Below are 16910 nucleotides of genomic sequence, written 5' to 3' on the forward strand. Positions count from 1 at the left end.
CTACGGGCCGGGTCAGGAGCAGCGGTAGTGCGCGGGCCGGTCCGCCTCGACGCCGACGATCGTGCGCTCGTCGTCGCTCAGCCCGGTCAGCGCGAAGCGCGCGGCGATGGGCTGGGCCACGAGCACCCCATCGCGCCAGAGCATCACGCGCTGCGACGATCCCACGAAGCCGTAGCCGGCGATCGTGCCGTTGCCGCCGAGGGAGATCCCCTCGACGGCGGGCCTGCCGATGGTGCGGACGACCGAGCCCCTCACGTCCCACTCGGCCACGGCGCCGCTGTGGTTCGGGGCGATGTCGAGCCTGCCGACGACGCGGCCGTCGCGGATGTCGCGGACGCTGCTCGAGTCGCCGGTGCCCGGTACGGCGAGCGGTATCCACCGGCCGGCCGGGGTGACCACGTGGTCGCTGCCCGTGACGATGCCGACGAGGACGCGCCCCTGGTCGTCGATGTCGACGAGGGAGACGCCGTGGGCGTCCGGCATGGTCACCTCGCGGTAGGTGCCCGGCGCGTTCGCCGGCCACACCACCATCCTGCTCTTCGCCGTGCCGACGCTGCTCCACCCGAGGACGTCGCCCCGGTTGTTGACGTGCGAGGCCGACGAGCTGGTCCACGCCGGGTCGGCCGGCAGGTCGGTCATGGTGCCGTCGTGGGCGACGGTGACGGCGTGGAACCGCTGGTCGAGGTACATGCTGCCGACCACCAGCCCGGACGCGTTGACGTCGCTGAAGTAGGGGACCTGGCCGGCGCCCCGCACCACCACCTTGCCGTTGTCCCACAGCGTCGCCCTGGGGTCGACGAGCCCGTCGCCCCAGAAGGAGTCGAGCCCGGTGTTGCCCACCGCGTACCGGCCGCCGTCGTAGCCCGTGATCTCGCCGGCGTCGGCGCCCTCCGGCAGGTCCCACAGCGTCTTCTGCCACGTGCAGGCCACCGCGCCCGTCGCGCCCGCCTGGCCGGCCGGCGGCGACACCAGCGCCGCGCCGAGCACGACCGCGGCCAGCAGCCGCCCCGCTTGTCGTTTCAACACGAAGAAGTCCTTCTCCCAGTGAGGAATTCACCCTGGAGGCGAGTCTGGCAGCGGTCGGGCCGCGAACCGGGCGGACGCGGACGGGCACTTCGGGCTAACGCGGCACCCTCGCCCACTCGGTGCCCGCGCCCAGGTGGAACGACGGGTACGCGGGCTGGTTGTACGTCGTCTGCTGCCGCGCCACGTCCACCCGGTACTGCGGGTCGTGCATCAGCGTGTACAGCTTGTGCGGCGTGACCTCCGTGCTCAGGTGCACGCGCAGCGCGCTGCTGTCCGCCGTGCGGACCAGCAACTCCTCCCGCCAGTCGCCGAACACGTCGGCCACCAGCGACGGGTTGCCCTTGGTGCCGTTGTTGGTGCGCGTGCCCCCGGCGGTCAGCAGCGTGCCGCGCCGCCAGTCCTCCACCGTCGGCGTCACCTCGCCCGCCCCCGCGACGACCTGCGTGGTCAGGTCCGCGGCCCACCGGATGCTCTGGTTCGTCCCCGGGATGGCGGCCGACAGCGGCCTGCCGTCCGCCGACCACAGGCCCACCGCGCCCGACCCGCCGGGCACGGACGCCCACGTCTCCAAGCCCGGCTCGTCGGGCAGCACGTCGCCGACCATGCCCCGCCCGGTGTCGACCCCGGTGTACGCGCCGTAGAGCACCCGCCCGGTCGCGGCGTCGCGCAGCGAGTAGCCGTAGGGCGCGTACCGGCCGCCCTCGTGCACCATGTAGATCTCCACGCCCGGTCGGGCCGGGTCGACGTCGGTCACGTGCAGAGCGTCGCCGTGGCCCAGCCGCTCCACCGCGCCGGGGTTCGCGCTGCCCGGCGGAAGCTCTGCCTCCGAGCTGTAGAGCAGCGACCCGTCGTGGTCGATCGTCGCCGCGCCGTAGACGACCTCCTGCTTCCCGTCGCCGTCCACGTCCGCCGCGCTCAGCGAGTGCGCGCCCTGCGTGGTCAGCGAGCCGTACTCGGGCGAGGTGCCGTCGCGGCCGTGGGGGGAGTCGTCGAACGGGTTGGACATCGGCGTCCACCCGCTGTCGACGAACCAGTCCCGCCGCAGCTCGCGGCCGTCCCACCGGTAGGCGACCAGGGTGGAGCGCGTGTAGTAGCCGCGCGCGAACACCGCCGACGGGTGCACGCCGTCGAGGTAGGCGACGCCGGCGAGGAACCGGTCGACGCGGTTGCCCGGCTCGATGCGCGGCATCGCGTAGTCGCCCCACATGAGCCCGTCGTCGTGCCGCCCCGGCTCGTAGCGCACGGTCCGCAGCTCGCGGCCGGTCGCGCCGTCCAGCACGGTCAGGTACTCGGGGCCGTCGAGCACGAACCCGGCGAACGCCCGCAGGTTGTTGCGCGTGCTGCGGCCCGGCGCGTACACGTCCACGAAGTGGTCGACCAGCGCGCGGGCGTCGGTGTCCGACAGCGGGTAGGCGTAGCGGGGTTCGAGGCCGAACGCCCGCTCCAGCGTCGCGGGCCAGCGACCGGCCACCACCTCCGGGTGCGCGTGCCAACCCCGGAATACCTCCACCAGGTGCTCGTAGTAGCCCGCCGCGCTGAGCCGGTGGTCGTCGCGGTGCGAGTGGCCCGCCCGCACGTCCTCGCGGGGCATCGTCACGTACCGCTGCGACACCGGGTTCCCGCGCCGGTCGTATCGGGTGACCTTCGTGCCCGGCGCCGTCTTGAGCATCATCTCCGCGCGGCCGTCGCCGTCGAAGTCGTAGACCGGGAACTGCGTGTAGTGCGCGCCCGAGCGGATGTTCACGCCCAGGTCCACGCGGTGCAGCAGGGTCCCGTCGAACCGGTAGGTGTCGATGTAGGTGGGGCCGGTGTAGCCGACCTGCGAGACGTCCTTCGAGTTGGACGGGTCCCACTTGACCACGTACTCGTACGAGCCGTCGCCGTCCACGTCGCCGACGCTCGCGTCGTTGGCCGAGTACGTGTACGCCTCGCCGGTCGGCGTGACGCCGTCCGCGGGCTTGCGCAGCGGCAGGTCGCGCGAGGCGCCCGCCCACGGCGTGACCGGTTCGCTGCGCGCGCCTTCGCGACCCCGCACCACCGGCGCCACGCGGTACTCCGCACCCACCACCGGGTCCAGGTGGTTCGTGCTGTCGGTGACGGTGGCGACCCGGCGGCCGTCGCGGTACACGGCGAACGCCGGGCCGGCCAGGCCGGTGGCGGTGTGCCCGGTGGCCTCGTGGCGCAGCAGTCGCCAGCTGAGGAACACGCCGTGGTCGGTGCGGGCGGCCACCAGGCCGCGGTCGAGGCGTTCCAGCCGGGGACCCGCCGGCCGGGAGCCGCCCGGCTCCGCGGCCGAGACCGGGGGAGCGGGCAGGACGAGCGCCAGGGCGGCGAGGGTGGCGAGCAGGGGTCGGACGCGGGTCATCGGCGGCCTCCAGGGGCGCGACAGTGCGCGAGGTGCGTGACGACGCCACACGATGAACCGTTTCAACCGGAATAGCAAGGGAAATCCTCCGTTCACTTGGGCAGGAAAGCGCTATCCTTGACGCCGTGACGTGGCTCACCTAGGTTGTTTGAACCGATTCAAACCGAAGGGTGAGGGTGATGGGACGAGTGTCTCGCCGTGGTCCGGCAGGCCTGCTGGTGTCGCTGGTGTCGCTGGTCGCCGTGCTGTCCGGGTGTGGCGGCGGTGACTCCGGCGACGGCCCGGTGACCCTGCGGTTCGTCTGGTGGGGCAACGAGGACCGCGCCAAGGTCACCGAGGCGGCGGTCGACGCGTTCCGCGCGAAGAACCCGGGCATCGAGGTCGAGACCGAGTACAGCGGCTACGACGCGTACTTCCAGAAGCTCTCCACCCAGGTCGCCGGGGGCGCCGGTCCGGACCTGCTCCAGCTCGACCGGGCCACGATCGGCGAGTACGCGGGCCGCAACGTGCTGGCCGACCTCGGCCCGTACCTCGGCGGCGCGCTGAAGGTCGACAAGATCCCGGCCAACCTGCTGGAGGGCGGCAAGGTCGACGGCAGGCAGCACGCCGTCGCCGCGGGAGCCACCACGCAGATGCTGATCTACGTGCCCTCGCAGTTCCAGGCCGCGGGCGTCACCGCCCCGAGCGCGCCGGGCGAGACGTGGACGTGGTCGCAGTTCACCGAGGCGATGAACAGGATCGGCGCGGCCGGCGCGGTGGCGGGCACCACCGACTTCGGCTGGGCCATCGACTGGTTCGAGGTGTGGCTGCACCAGCACGACAAGTCGCTCTACACCCCCGACGGCGAACTCGGCTTCACCGCCGACGACCTGGCGGAGTACTGGGAGCTGATCGGCACGATGCGGGCCGGCAAGGGCGTCTCGGCCGCCGAGGTCACCACCAAGATGGACGGCTCGGTGCAGAACTCCGGCATCGTCACCAAGCAGACCGCCTCCGAGATCGGCTACGACTCCAGCGTCACCGGCTACTTCGGCGCGTTCGGCCCGGACCTCGCGCTCGCCCCGCTGCCCAGCGACGCCGAGGAGAGCGGCATGGCCGCCCTGCCGCCCGTGTCGTTCGGCGTCGCGCAGCGCTCGAAGAACAAGGACGCCGCGGTGAAGCTGCTCGACTTCCTGCTCAACGACCCCGAGGCGGGGGAACTGCTGGGCGCCTCGCGCGGCGTGCCGCCGAACGAGGAGGTCCGCGCGCGGGTCTGCGCCGGCGCCACCGGGGGCAGCAAGGCCGTGTGCGACTACGAGGTGGCGCAGCAGGACAGGATCGGCCCGGCGTTCGGCGCCTGGCCCACCGGGTCCTCCGCGGTCAAGCGCGACTTCCAGCGCACCTACGACGACGTGATCTTCAACCGGGTGTCCGTCGCCGACGCCGCGAAGCGCGTCGTCCAGGACGCCGAGCAGTCCCTGGGGTCCTGACCGATGACCCGGTCCGCGTTCACCGGCACCACCGGCACGGCCGACACGTCGGGCGTGACCGGCCCGCCACTCCGGGACATCCCGCCTCCGACGGCCGCGCCGGGTCGCCGGCGGCGCGGGCAGGGCGTGGCCTACCTGTTCCTGTCGCCGTGGATCGCCGGCGCCGCGCTGCTGACCATCGGCCCGATGGTCGCGTCGCTGTACCTGTCGTTCACCGACTACGACCTGTTCTCCGCGCCGAACTGGATCGGCGTCGACAACTACGCGACCATGTTCGGCGGCGACGAGCGGTTCTGGCACGCCGCGTGGGTGACCACGAAGTACGTGCTGATCTCGGTGCCGCTCAAGCTCGGCCTCGCGCTCGCGGTGGCCCTGTTGCTCAACCGGCCGCGCCGGGGCGCGGGGCTCTACCGGTCGGCGTTCTACGCGCCGTCGCTGCTCGGCGCGAGCGTCAGCGTGGCCCTGGCGTGGCGGGCGCTGTTCTCCACCGGCGGCACCGTGGACGAGGGGCTCGCGGCCGTCGGCATCGACACCGGCGGCTGGGTCGACCAGCCGCAGTACGCGCTGCTCACCCTGGTCGCGCTGGCCGCGTGGCAGTTCGGCGCGCCGATGGTGATCTTCCTGGCGGGCCTGAAGCAGGTGCCTAAGGAGCTGTACGAGGCGGCGGCGATCGACGGCGCGGGTCCGGGGCGGCGCTTCCTGTCCGTCACGCTGCCCATGCTGTCGCCGGTGATCCTGTTCAACCTGGTGCTGGAGACCATCCACGCGTTCCAGGCGTTCACGGGCGCCTTCGTGGTCAGCAGCGGGCGCGGCGGGCCGAGCGACTCGACCCTGCTCTACCCGCTGTACCTCTACCAGCGCGGCTTCACCGACTTCCGGATGGGCTACGCCTCGGCCATGGCCTGGGTGCTGCTCGCGGTGGTCGCGGTGCTCACCGCGCTGGTGTTCCGCAGCGCCCGGCGCTGGGTGTTCTACGCGGGGGAGAACAGGTGACGCTCTCGAAGCGGGTCGTGTGGCACGCGCTCGTGGCGGGCGCGCTGCTGGTGCTGCTCTACCCGGTGGTCTGGCTGGTCTCCACCTCGTTCAAGCCCGCCACGGAGGTGCTGTCCACGCTCGCGCTGCTGCCGACCGAGCCGACCGGCGACAACTACGCGCAGGTCTTCGACGGCGTCGGCGAGTTCGGCGTGCTGCACTACTTCCGGAACTCGCTGCTCATCTCCGCCGGCGCGGTCGTCGGCAACGTGGTCTCGTGCTCGCTGGCCGCGTACGCGTTCGGGCGGCTGCACTTCCGGGGCCGCGGACCGATGTTCGGCTTCATGATGATCACCATCATGCTGCCGCAGCACGTGGTGCTCATCCCGCAGTACGTGATCTTCCAGCAGATGGGCGCGGTGAACACGTTCTGGCCGCTGGTCCTGCCGAAGTTCCTGGCCACGGACGCGTTCTTCATCTTCCTGATGGTGCAGTTCATCCGCACCCTGCCGCGCGAGCTGGACGAGGCCGCCACGCTCGACGGCTGCGGACCGGTCGGCGTGTTCCGGCACGTCGTGCTGCCGCTGCTGCGGCCCGCGCTGATCACCACGGCGATCTTCACGTTCATCTGGACGTGGAACGACTTCTTCTCGCAGCTGATCTACCTCAACGACGCGGAGAAGTTCACCCTGCCGCTGGCGCTCCAGCTGTTCGTCGACCAGGCCACGCAGTCCGCGTTCGGGCCGATGTTCGCCATGTCGGTGCTCGCGCTGCTGCCCATCGGGCTGTTCTTCCTGGCCTTCCAGCGGTTCCTGGTGGACGGCGTGGCGACCTCGGGCCTGAAGGGGTGAGCGCCGGGGTGCGCCGGGTGGCGCTGCTCGCCGAGGTGCTGCTGGTCGGGGTGCTGGTGTGCGCCGCGGCGCTGCCGGTGCTGACCGCCGTGCCCGCGCTGGCGGCCGGCGCGGTGCTGCTGCGGGAGCTGGTCGACGAGGGGCGGACGCCGACCGCGCGGCGGTTCGCGCTGCTGCTGGGCCGGGCGCTGCGCGACCCGGCGGCGGTCCTCGTGCCGCTCGCCGTGCTGGTGGTGGGCGCGCTGGACCTGCTGGCGCTGGCGGGCGGGCTGCCCGGGGCGACCGTGCTGGGCCCGGTGATCGGGCTGGTGCTCGCCGCGGTCGTGCTCGTGCTGCTGCGCACGGCCGCGCGGTGGCGCCCCGGCGACCGGTGGGCGGTCCTGCTCGCGTCGCCGCCGCGGGACCCGGGCGGTTACGCCTACCTGGTCGGCGCGGTGGCGGTGGCGGTGCTGGTGGTGGGCCAGGCGCCCGCGTTCGCGATCGTCGTGCCCGGTCTCCTGGTGTTCGCCGCGGTCGCCGTGGAGCGCCGGTGACGCCCCGCGTGGTGCTCGTCGGCGCCTCCGGCCACGGGCGGCTCCACCTGCGCGAGATCGTCGCCCTGGAGGCCGCCGGACGGGTGGAGCTGGCCGGGGTGTGCGAGACCGGGCCGCTCGACGCCGAGGCGCGGCGGCTCATCGGCGACCGACCGGTGGGCCCGGACCTCGGCCCGCTGCTGGCGGGCGCGGACATCGGCGTCGTGTCCACTCCCATCCACACGCACGTGCCGCTGGCGCACGCCGTGCTCGACGCCGGGCTGCACCTGCTGCTGGAGAAACCGCCCACCCCCACCCTCGCCGACTGGCACGAGCTGGTCGGGCGGTCGCGCGGCCGGGTGGTGCAGGTCGGGTTCCAGAGCCTCGGGTCGCACGCCCTGCGGCGGCTGCGCGGCCTGGTGCGCTCCGGGGAGCTGGGCGCCGTCCGGGGCATCGGGGTGCGCGGCACCTGGTCCCGCGACGACGCCTACTACGCCCGCGCGCCCTGGGCGGGCCGCCGCACGCTCGACGGCAGGCCCGTCGTGGACGGCGCGCTGACCAACCCGTTCGCGCACGCCGTGGCCACCGCCCTCGCGCTGGACGGCAGCACCGGCGTGGACGACGTCGAGGACGTCGAGCTGGAACTGCTGCGCGCCCGTCCCATCGAGGCCGACGACACCTCGTGCCTGCGGCTGCGCACCCGTCGCGGCACGGTCGTCGTGGTCGCGGTCACGCTGTGCGCGGAGGTGCCGGGCGACCCCGTCCTCGTCGTGCACGGCGAGGCGGTGCGCGCCGAGCTGCACTACACCGAGCACCGGCTGGTGGTCGACGGGGTCGAGGAGCGGCACGGGCACGACACGCCGCTGCGCAACCTGCTCGACCACCTCGACGACCCGGCCGTGCCGCTGAACGCGCCGCTGTCCGCCACCGGCGCGTTCACCCGCGTGCTGGAGGCCGTGCGGACCGCGCCCGACCCCGCGCCGATCGACCCGCGCTGGCTGCGCCGCAACGGCAGGCGGGTGGACGTCGACGGCGTCGACGACGCGGTGGCCAGGGCGGTCGAGCGGCTGAGCACCTTCGCCGAGCTGGAGGTGCCGTGGTCACCGCTGGGCGCTGCCGCCCGGTACGGCTGGGACGCCCGGTCGCTGCCGCTGGTCGTGCCGCGACCCGCGCTGCACCCGGTGCGCACGCTCGGCGGCGTGGTGGTCACCGGGGAGCACCCCGCGGACCACCCGTGGCACCGGGGCATCGGGCTCGCCCTGCCCGACGTGAACGGGGTCGACCTGTGGGGAGGCCGCGACCACGCGCCCGGTGAGGGGTACGTGCCGGGTGAGCTGGGCGTGGTGGGCGAGGTCGGTCCGGGCGAGCTGGTGTGGTGCGACTCGGCGGGGGAGGTGCTGCTGCGCGAACGCCGCCGCCTGCGCCGCCGCATCGTCGACGGCGGGTGGGAGCTGGAGTGGAGCAGCGTGCTGTCCGCGCGGACCGAGGTGGTCCTGCACGGCCCCGGCGGCAAGGGGCGCGCGGGCGCGGGCCACGGCGGCTGGTTCTGGCGGCTGCCCGACCTCGACCCCCTCGCCGTGCGGGTGTTCAGCCCGGACGGCGAGGGGGAGGAGGAGGTCAACGGCCGCGCCGCGCCGTGGCTCGCGGTCGTGGTCGCGGACCCCGTGCGGCCCTGGACGGCCGTGCTGTCCGGGCCGGCCGACCCGTGGTTCGTCCGGGTCGCCCGCTACCAGGGGATCGGTTCGGCCCTGGCCTGGGACCGCCCGCTGGTGCTGCGGCCCGGGCGGGAGCGGGAGATCACCGTGCGCGCGGCGTTCTACGACGGCCTGCGGCTGCCCACCGGGTGACCGTGTGGAGCGTCCCGTCCGCCTGATCACGATCCGACGCCATGCCCTGCTCCGGCGGAGCAGGGCATGGGCCATTCGTGGTGTGAATTCCTCCGAACGGGGTACTCCCTCTCGGATCGAGGGGAGTGCACACGATGGCGAAGCACCGATTGGGCCAGTCCGAGGGCCGGCAGTGGGGTGGTCCGGACCTGGTCTCCGGAGCCGAGGACGCCCTGGCCCGCGGCGACCGCGAACAGGCCGAGACCACCCCGGAGCGGCTCGACGACGACTAGGACCCGAACGCGCCGGTCAGAAATCCAGGTCGGCGTCCTCGCTCACCGAGCGCAGCGCGGTCACCGTCGGGTGCCCGCCGGAGAGGACGGCGGCGTCGCTGCCCGGCGGCAGTTCGCCCTCCACCGCCACCGAGGCGATGTCGATCGACCCGTCGTCGGTGTCCTTGACCCGGCTCTGCACCGCGCCGAACTCGGCCAGCCCGGCCCGCTTCGGCTCGGCCCAGGAGGCGTCGGGCTCGGCGGCGTTGGGCACGTTCAGGTTGAGCACCGAGCCCGGTGGCAGCGCGGCGAGCCGGTCGAACAGGCCCGACGCGACCGCCACGGCGGTGTCCCAGTGGTGCGGCACGTCCGCGTCCAGTCCGACGTCGAGGGACACCGCCATCGCGCTCACCCCGTTGACGGAGGCGGTGAGCGCCGCGCCGACCGTGCCGGAGTGCAGCACGGCCCGGCCCACGTTCGCGCCGCGGTTCACGCCCGACAGCACGATGTCCGGTGGGGCGCCGAACGCGCCCTGCGTGGCGACCATCGCGATCAGGCCGGGGTGCGCCGAGACCGCGTAGGCGGGCACGTCTGGCAGGCCGGGCAGCTGCCGTTCCTCCACCACGATCCGCCGGTCGTCCTCGGCCGCGGTCAAGCCGGCGCTGGTGCCGCTGGACTCGCGGGCGGGCGCGGCGACCACGGTTTCCCACCCGTGCTCCACCGCGCCGCGCGCGAGGGCGGCCAGCCCCGGCGAGTCGATGCCGTCGTCGTTGGTGATCAGTACCCTCACTCGTGCTTCCACGGGGTGAGGGTTACCCGTTCCGCCAGCTCCCGCACCACGTCGCCGCTACCGGTGCCCAGGCCGTGCCGCGTGATGTTGACCGCGCCGGCCGCCGCGCCGAGCTTCAGCGCGTCCTTCAGCGACTTGCCGAGCGCGAGACCGGCGGCCAGCCCCGCGGTCATCGAGTCACCGCCGCCGCGGGTGTCCACGGGGGAGAGGTCGGGCGACTCGACGAGGTAGAACTCCTCCTCGACCAGCGCCAGGGTCTCCTCGGCGGCCCGGGACACGACGACCGCGCGGGCGCCGCACTCCGCCAGCTCGCGGACGCCCTCCACCAGGTCGGGCAGCGAGTCGGACTTGGCCAGCCCGTCGGACACCAGCTCCTCGTGGCTGACCTTCACCACCGCGGGCCCGCCCTTGAGGGCCGCGGCGAGCCGCCCGCCCGACAGGTCCACGACGACCTGGCACCCGTTGCCGCCCAAGTCCTTCGCGAGGCGCTCGTAGACGGAGTCGGGCACCGGCTCGTCGTCGGCGGCGGGGCCGCTGAGCACGGCGACGCCCGCGTTGAGCGACTCCATCAACGTCATCTCGTACAGGTCGTCCAGCTCGTGGCGGGTCAGCGCGTCGGCGGGCATCCGCACCGCCTCGTCGCGACTGCCGTCGCGCCGGTCGTGCACGTAACCGCCGTTGCGGGCGGCGACGTCGCGTGCCTTGAGCTCGACCCCGATCAGGTGCCGCAGCACGTGACCGGTCTCCCCGCCGAGCGCGGCGCACAGCACGACCTCCGCGCCGAGCGACTGGATCATCCGCGACTGCCACACACCCTGACCACCCGCGTGCACGTGGATGTCCGGCGCACCGTCCAACTCCTCCACCGTCACCGTCAACTCCGGGGACGGCGCGAACACCGCAACTCGACCAGTCATAATCGGACATCTACCCCAATTCGTCGTGATCAAATCACGGGCAGTCGGGCCTCCCCCAGCCAGGAGTCGAACAGCGCGCCCAACGGCAGGGCGGTGTGCCGGGCGGCCACCGCCTCGAAGTCCGCCGTCGTCGCCGTGGCGTGCCGGAACGTCGTGGTCCAGTCCCGCAGCAGCGCGAAGAACTCCACGTCGCCGACGCGCTCGCGCAACGCCTGGAGCAGCAGCGCCCCGCGCTGGTACACGCGGTCGTCGAACAGGCCGGCCTCGCCGGGGTCGCCGATCCTCAGGTCCTGCGGCAGCCGGGTGAGCCGGGCGTGCGCCCGCCGCGCCTGCACCGCCGCGGTCAGGCCGCCCGAGCGCTCCGACCACAGCCACTCCGCGTAGCAGGCGAAGCCCTCGTTGAGCCAGATGTCCCGCCAGTCGGCCAACCCCACCGCGTTGCCGAACCACTGGTGCGCCAGCTCGTGCGCGACCAGCCGCTCGTGCCCGCGCCGCCCGTCCACGTGGTTGGCCCCGAAGACCGACATGCCCTGCGCCTCGACCGGCACGTCCAGCTCGTCGTCGGTCACCACGACCTGGTAGTGCCGGAACGGGTACGGCCCGAACAGCTCCTCGAAGACCTCCACCATCCGGGGTTGGCGGGCGAAGTCGTGCCGGGCCGCGCGCAGCAGCCGGGCGGGCACCGCCACGTCCTGCCCGTCGGCCGGGGCGAACCGCTCGTACACGCCGATCTGCACCGACGCCAGGTAGGTCGCCATCGGCTCGGCCTGCTCGTAGACCCACCGCGTGGTGCTGCCGCCGATCCGGCCGTCGACGAGGACCCCGTTGGCGAGCACCGTGTACGGCGACGCGGTGGTCACCGCGATCCGGTACGTCGCCTTGTCGCGCACCAGGTCGTTGCACGGGAACCAGGACGGCGCGCCCACCGGCTGGCCGGCCACCAGCGCGCCGTCGGCGAGCTGGTCCCAGCCCAGTTCGCCCCAGTGCCGGGTGCGCACGGGCCGCACCGCGCCCGCGTAGCGCACCTCGACGGTGAACGGGCCGTCGACCGGGCGGGCCGGGCGGACGCGCAGCTTGCCGCCGCCGAGCGCGAACCGGGCGGCCTTGCCGTCCACCAGCACGCGCTGCACGGCCGGTCCCGCGAAGTCCAGCACCACCGGGCTGAGCGGCGCGTCGGCGACGGCGGACAGCACCGCCCGCCCCGACAGGCGACCGCTGATCCGGTACTCCAGGTCGAGGTCGTAGTGCGCGACCCGGTAGCGGCCGTCGCCGTTGCCCGGCAGGTACGGTCCGCTCATCGCCAGGCGGAGATCGGGTTGCCCAGCCAGCGCGTGCCCGCGGGGACGTGCTCGCCCCGCATCACCAGCGACGCCGGGCCCACCGTCGTGTGCGGGCCGACCGACGCCCCGGGCAGCACGATCCCGTGCGGGCCGAGCGTCGCGCCGGCCGCGAGCGCCACCGCGTCCATGCGCAGGATCCGATCGTGGAACAGGTGGGTCTGCACCACGCACCCCCGGTTGACCGCCGCACCGTCGCCCAGCGACACCAGGTCGGCCTCGGGGAACCAGTACGACTCGACCCACGTGCCGCGGCCGACCCGCGCGCCCAGCGCGCGCAGCCACACCGCCGTCACCGGCGACCCGCCCGTCGAGCCGACCAGCCACGGCACGGCCAGCACCTCGACGAACGTGTCGGCCAGCTCGTTGCGCCAGACGAACCCGCTCCACAGGGGGTGCTCGCGCGCCCGGAACCGGCCCACCAGCAGCCACTTCGCCGCCACCGCCACCGCGCACGCCACGACGCCGGCCGCGAGCAGCACCGGACCGGCGAGCAGCGGCCCCACCTCGCGCAGCGCGAACAGCACGCCGACGACCAGGGCGACGTGGCACATCACCGGCACCACCCGGCACAGCTCGACCAGCGCCCGCGCCACGACCAGGCGGCGCGGCGGGTCGAACGTGCGGCTCAGGTCGCCCTCCTCGGCCGCGCGGGGCAGCTTCATCGGCGGCATGCCCAGGTAGGAGCTGCCCGCCTTGGCGCGCTTCGGCGTGGCCGACAGCACGCCGACCAGGCCGCGGTTGGGCACCGCGCGACCGGGCGCGGTCATGCCCGAGTTGCCCAGGAACGCCCGCTTGCCGACCCTCGCCTGGGCGATGCGCAGCCGCCCGCCGCCCAGCTCGTAGGTGGCGACCATGGTGTCGTCGGCGAGGAACGCGCCGTCGCCGATCGTCGTCATCCTCGGCAGCGCGACCACGGTGGACGCCTCGACCCGGCGACCCACCCGCATGCCGAGCAGGCGCAGCCACACCGGCGTGAACAGGCTCGCGTACAGCGGGAACAGCGCGACGCGCGCGGTGCTCATCAGCCGCTCGGTGGTCCACGCCTGCCAGGCGACGCGGCTGTGCACCGGGTGGCTGCCCGCGCGCAGGCCGGTGCCGAGCAGCCGCACGCACACCAGCACCAGCAGCGCGTACGCGCCGAGCCACACCACCGTGGCGAGCGGCACGGCGAGCAGCGCCGAGGTGAGCGTGAGGGGTTCGCGCACGACCAGCAGCACGGCGGGCAGCGCGGCGGCGGCCGGGATCAGGCCGAGCGCGGAGGCGGTGAGGCCGTAGGCGAGCTTCCACCGCCGCGAGCGCGGCGGGCGCGGGCCGGGACGGCCGGCCTTGCCGGTGCGCGTCGCGGGCACGCCCGCCCAGCGCTGCCCGGTGGGCACGGAGCCGGTGACACCGGAGCCGGGCGCGACCTCGGCCCGCTTGCCGACGCGCGCGCCCGGGAACAGCGTGCTGCGGGCGCCGACGACCGCGCCCGCGCCGATCCGCACGCGGCCGACGTGGACCAGGTCGCCGTCGACCCAGTGGCCGGACAGGTCCACCTCGGGCTCCACGGCGCTGCCGCGGCCGAGCTTGAGCATCCCGGTGACCGGCGGCAGCGAGTGCAGGTCGACGTCCGGGCCGACCTTCGCGCCCAGGGCGCGGGCGTAGTGGGTGACCCACGAGCCGGTGAGGTTGGTGGCGCCGCTGGACTCGGCGAGCCGTTCGGCGGCCCACAGCCGCAGGTGCACGCCCCCGCCGCGCGGGTACGAGCCGGGTGTGACGCCGCGCAGCAGCAGCCGTGCGCCGCCCGCCGCGATCGCGACCTTGCCGGGCGGGCTGACCAGCAGCAGCCAGCCGGCGGCGAGCCACCACCACGACACGTGCGGCGTGATGCCCAGGACGTTGCCGAGGGCGGCGAGCGCGAGCGACCAGCGCAGCCCGACCAGGCTCGTGAGCGGTACGAGCAGCAGCAGTTGCAGCAGCCCGGCGCGGCGGGGCGTGGGCACGACCTCGCGGGCGGCGGCGCGGTGGCCGGCCAGGTCGTCCAGCCGCGCGGCCATCCCGCGCAGCGTGGGGTGCTGGTAGACGTCGCTGACCGAGCCGCCCGCGTGCCGGGTGCGGACCAGCGTCACCAGCCGGGCCGCGGCCAGGCTGCCGCCGCCGTGGGCGAAGAAGTCTGCGTCGGGGTCGGCGACGCGGGAGCCCAGCACCTCGGCCCACTGGTCGGCCAGCCACGCCTCGGTGGGGGTGAGGTCGGCGTGCGCGGACTCGTCGGCGGCCGGCGGCAGCGGCCACGGCAGCGCGTCGCGGTCGACCTTGCCGGACGTGCGGGTGGGCAGCGTGCCGACCACGGCGAGCACCGGCACGAGCGCCGCGGGCAGCGCGGACCGCAACCGGTCCAGCGCGGCGGCCTGGTCGAACGCGTCCCCGTCGGCGGGCACGACGTACCCGACGAGCACCTGGTTGCCGCTCTTGGTGGACCGCACGGCCGCGGCGGCGCCGGCGACGTCGGGCAGCGCCTGGAGCGCCGTGTCCACCTCGCCCAGCTCGATGCGCCGACCACCCAGCTTGACCTGCTCGTCGGCGCGGCCCAGGAACACCAGCCCCTCGGGCTCGGCGCGCACGAGGTCGCCGCTGCGGTAGGCGCGGTCCCAGCCCAGCGCGGGCAGCGGCGCGAACTTCTCCGCGTCCTTGGCCGCGTCGAGGTAGCGGGCCAGGCCGACCCCGCCGATCACCAGCTCGCCCGAGCCGCCCATCGGCACCGGCCCGCCCGCCGCGTCGACCACGACCAGCTCCCAGCCGTCGAGCGGCAGCCCGATGCGCACGGGGGGTTCACCGGTCAGCCGGGCGGCGCAGGCCACCACGGTGGCCTCGGTGGGGCCGTAGGTGTTCCACACCTCGCGGCCCTCGACGGCCAGCCGCTCGGCCAGCTCCGGCGGGCACGCCTCGCCGCCGAAGATCAGCAGCCGCACGTCGTCGAGCGCGTCCACCGGCCACAGCGCGGCCAGCGTCGGCACCGTGGACACCACGGTGATCTCGCGCTCCACCAGCCACGGCCCCAGGTCGAACCCGGTGCGCACCAGGGCGCGCGGCGCCGGGACCAGGCACGCGCCGTTGCGCCAGGCCAGCCACATCTCCTCGCACGACGCGTCGAACGCCACCGACAGCCCGGCCAGCACCCGGTCGTCGGGGCCGATCGGGTCGTCGGGCAGGAACAGCCGCGCCTCGGCGTCCACGAACGCCGCGGCCGAGCGGTGGCTGACCGCGACGCCCTTGGGCTTGCCGGTGGAACCGGAGGTGAAGATGATCCACGCGTCGTCGTCGGGGCCGGGCGAGCCGACCGCGCCGAGCGGCGCGCGCAACGGGGTCAGGGCGCGGTGCTCGCCGAGCACGGCGCACGCGCCCGCCTCGCCGAACACCAGTTCGGCGCGCTCGTCGGGGTCGTCGGCGTCCACCGGCACGTACGCGGCGCCCGCGGCGAGGACCCCGAGCACGGCCACGTAGAGGTCCACCGTGCCCGACGGCACGCGGATGCCGACCCGGTCGCCGACGCCGATGCCGGCCTCGGCCAGGGCGCGCCGCTGCGCGTCGACCTCGTCGAGCAGGTCGCGGTAGGTCAGCGACGTCGTGCCGTCGTCGAGCGCGGGGGAGTGCGGGTGGCGCTGCGCGGTGTCGGCGAGGACGTCGACGAGGGTGCGCGCGGGGGCGGCGACGCCGGCGCGGAACAGAGCGGGCGTGGCGGTCGGCGTGGGGAGGGCGGTGTCGGGGGCGATGGTCACCGGCCGACACCGGTGGGACGTGAACGCACGGTGTGATCCTCCGAAGGGGCGACGAGCTGCTCCACGCCCGGCGGAACCGGTCAAGCAGCCTGGGCGGTCGCTCCAGCGAAACCGCCGACGTGCGACTTTACCCAGCTTTAACGGGCCTGTCCCGATCTGCGCGTCGCGAGTGGGTGGTGTCACACTCCGTGATCGCGTGCCGTGATCCCTGCTCCACGTGGGGTGAACGCGAACCCGTCGGGGAAGCCGGCGCCGCCCAGCCGGGCCGCGAGCACCGCGGGTTCCGGCAGGTCGGGTTCCTCGCGCAGGTGGAACAGCACCGGCGGCCGGGCGCGGTCGGCGGCCCCGTAGAGCAGGGTCCCGGGGTGACGGGGCTTCGTGCCGCCGAGCAGCGCGGTCGGCGTCCCGAACCGGTCGAGCACCTCGTCGCGCGCCCGGTCTCGGGCGCACCACTCGTGCGCCGAGGCGAGCAGCCGGTCGTGCTCGTCCCGGTCGAGGAGCCGGTCGGGGACCAGGAAGCCGTGCCGGTGCGCGAACTCCGCGTACACCGAGGCGACCACGTCGTCGTCCGCCCGGCCCAGCACGGCGTGCACGCCGCCCCTGACGCCCGCGCCGTTGGCCGCGCGCCGCTCGACCAGTTCCGCGCGGAACGCGGCCCACGCCGCGCCGAGCCCGTGGGCGAACGCGGCGGCGTCCAGGCAGAGCAGGAGGCCGATCTCACCACCGTGCGCGACCGGGCGCCGCAGCGCGTCGTTCGCCCGGTCGAGCAGGTGCGCGCGGATCTCGTCGGCGGTGGGTCGGGTCACGGGGACATC

Annotated in this window: 13 protein-coding genes; 6 read left to right on the top strand and 7 right to left on the bottom strand. The window is 74.5% G+C overall.

The window, feature by feature from the left end:
• Window positions 1-12: 12 nt before the first annotated feature.
• Window positions 13-1026 (bottom strand): hypothetical protein, encoded by a 1014-nt coding sequence (locus tag CKY47_RS34305; RefSeq protein ID WP_306750529.1) that lies wholly within the window; start codon window positions 1024-1026, stop codon window positions 13-15.
• A gap of 94 nt (window positions 1027-1120) precedes the next feature.
• Window positions 1121-3391, bottom strand: coding sequence for a rhamnogalacturonan lyase (locus tag CKY47_RS34310; protein ID WP_306750530.1), 2271 nt, complete (start codon window positions 3389-3391; stop codon window positions 1121-1123).
• Between the two features lie 179 nt (window positions 3392-3570).
• On the opposite strand from CKY47_RS34310, the gene CKY47_RS34315 reads away from it, so the two are divergent.
• The 6 genes from CKY47_RS34315 to CKY47_RS34340 all read left to right on the top strand — a co-directional run bounded on the left by CKY47_RS34315 (window position 3571) and on the right by CKY47_RS34340 (window position 9314).
• A complete protein-coding gene (locus CKY47_RS34315) occupies window positions 3571-4860 on the top strand; it encodes an ABC transporter substrate-binding protein (protein WP_306750531.1) in 1290 nt (429 codons plus the stop codon).
• 3 nt (window positions 4861-4863) lie between these two features.
• Complete coding sequence (locus tag CKY47_RS34320; protein ID WP_306750532.1) at window positions 4864-5853, top strand: carbohydrate ABC transporter permease; 990 nt, start codon at window positions 4864-4866, stop codon at window positions 5851-5853.
• A complete protein-coding gene (locus tag CKY47_RS34325; RefSeq protein WP_306750533.1) occupies window positions 5850-6683 on the top strand; it encodes a carbohydrate ABC transporter permease in 834 nt (277 codons plus the stop codon). Before CKY47_RS34320 ends, CKY47_RS34325 begins: the two co-directional genes overlap by 4 nt.
• Window positions 6680-7216 (top strand): hypothetical protein, encoded by a 537-nt coding sequence (locus CKY47_RS34330; protein ID WP_306750534.1) that lies wholly within the window; start codon window positions 6680-6682, stop codon window positions 7214-7216. The genes CKY47_RS34325 and CKY47_RS34330 overlap by 4 nt, the downstream gene beginning before the upstream one ends.
• Entirely contained in the window at window positions 7213-9042 is a 1830-nt protein-coding gene (locus CKY47_RS34335) for a DUF6807 family protein (RefSeq protein ID WP_306750535.1), read from the top strand. Before CKY47_RS34330 ends, CKY47_RS34335 begins: the two co-directional genes overlap by 4 nt.
• Window positions 9043-9176: 134 nt before the next feature.
• Window positions 9177-9314, top strand: a complete 138-nt coding sequence (locus CKY47_RS34340) for a hypothetical protein (protein ID WP_306750536.1) — start codon at window positions 9177-9179, stop codon at window positions 9312-9314.
• 16 nt (window positions 9315-9330) lie between these two features.
• On the opposite strand, the gene surE is transcribed toward CKY47_RS34340, so the two are convergent.
• The 5 genes from surE to CKY47_RS34365 all read right to left on the bottom strand — a co-directional run bounded on the left by surE (window position 9331) and on the right by CKY47_RS34365 (window position 16901).
• The gene (gene surE, locus CKY47_RS34345; RefSeq protein ID WP_306750537.1) at window positions 9331-10083 is read right to left on the bottom strand and encodes a 5'/3'-nucleotidase SurE; all 753 of its coding nucleotides are present in this window, start codon (window positions 10081-10083) and stop codon (window positions 9331-9333) included.
• Complete coding sequence (locus CKY47_RS34350; protein WP_306750538.1) at window positions 10080-11000, bottom strand: PfkB family carbohydrate kinase; 921 nt, start codon at window positions 10998-11000, stop codon at window positions 10080-10082. The genes surE and CKY47_RS34350 overlap by 4 nt, the downstream gene beginning before the upstream one ends.
• Window positions 11001-11029: 29 nt before the next feature.
• A complete protein-coding gene (locus tag CKY47_RS34355) occupies window positions 11030-12298 on the bottom strand; it encodes a M1 family metallopeptidase (RefSeq protein ID WP_306750539.1) in 1269 nt (422 codons plus the stop codon).
• On the bottom strand, window positions 12295-16095 hold the full coding sequence (locus CKY47_RS34360; protein ID WP_306750540.1) for a Pls/PosA family non-ribosomal peptide synthetase: 3801 nt from the start codon (window positions 16093-16095) through the stop codon (window positions 12295-12297). The genes CKY47_RS34355 and CKY47_RS34360 overlap by 4 nt, the downstream gene beginning before the upstream one ends.
• A gap of 179 nt (window positions 16096-16274) precedes the next feature.
• Entirely contained in the window at window positions 16275-16901 is a 627-nt protein-coding gene (locus tag CKY47_RS34365) for a hypothetical protein (protein WP_306750541.1), read from the bottom strand.
• Window positions 16902-16910: the final 9 nt, after the last annotated feature.

The organism is Saccharothrix longispora, from assembly GCF_030852425.1.
Classification (GTDB): Bacteria; Actinomycetota; Actinomycetes; order Mycobacteriales; family Pseudonocardiaceae; genus Actinosynnema; species Actinosynnema longispora.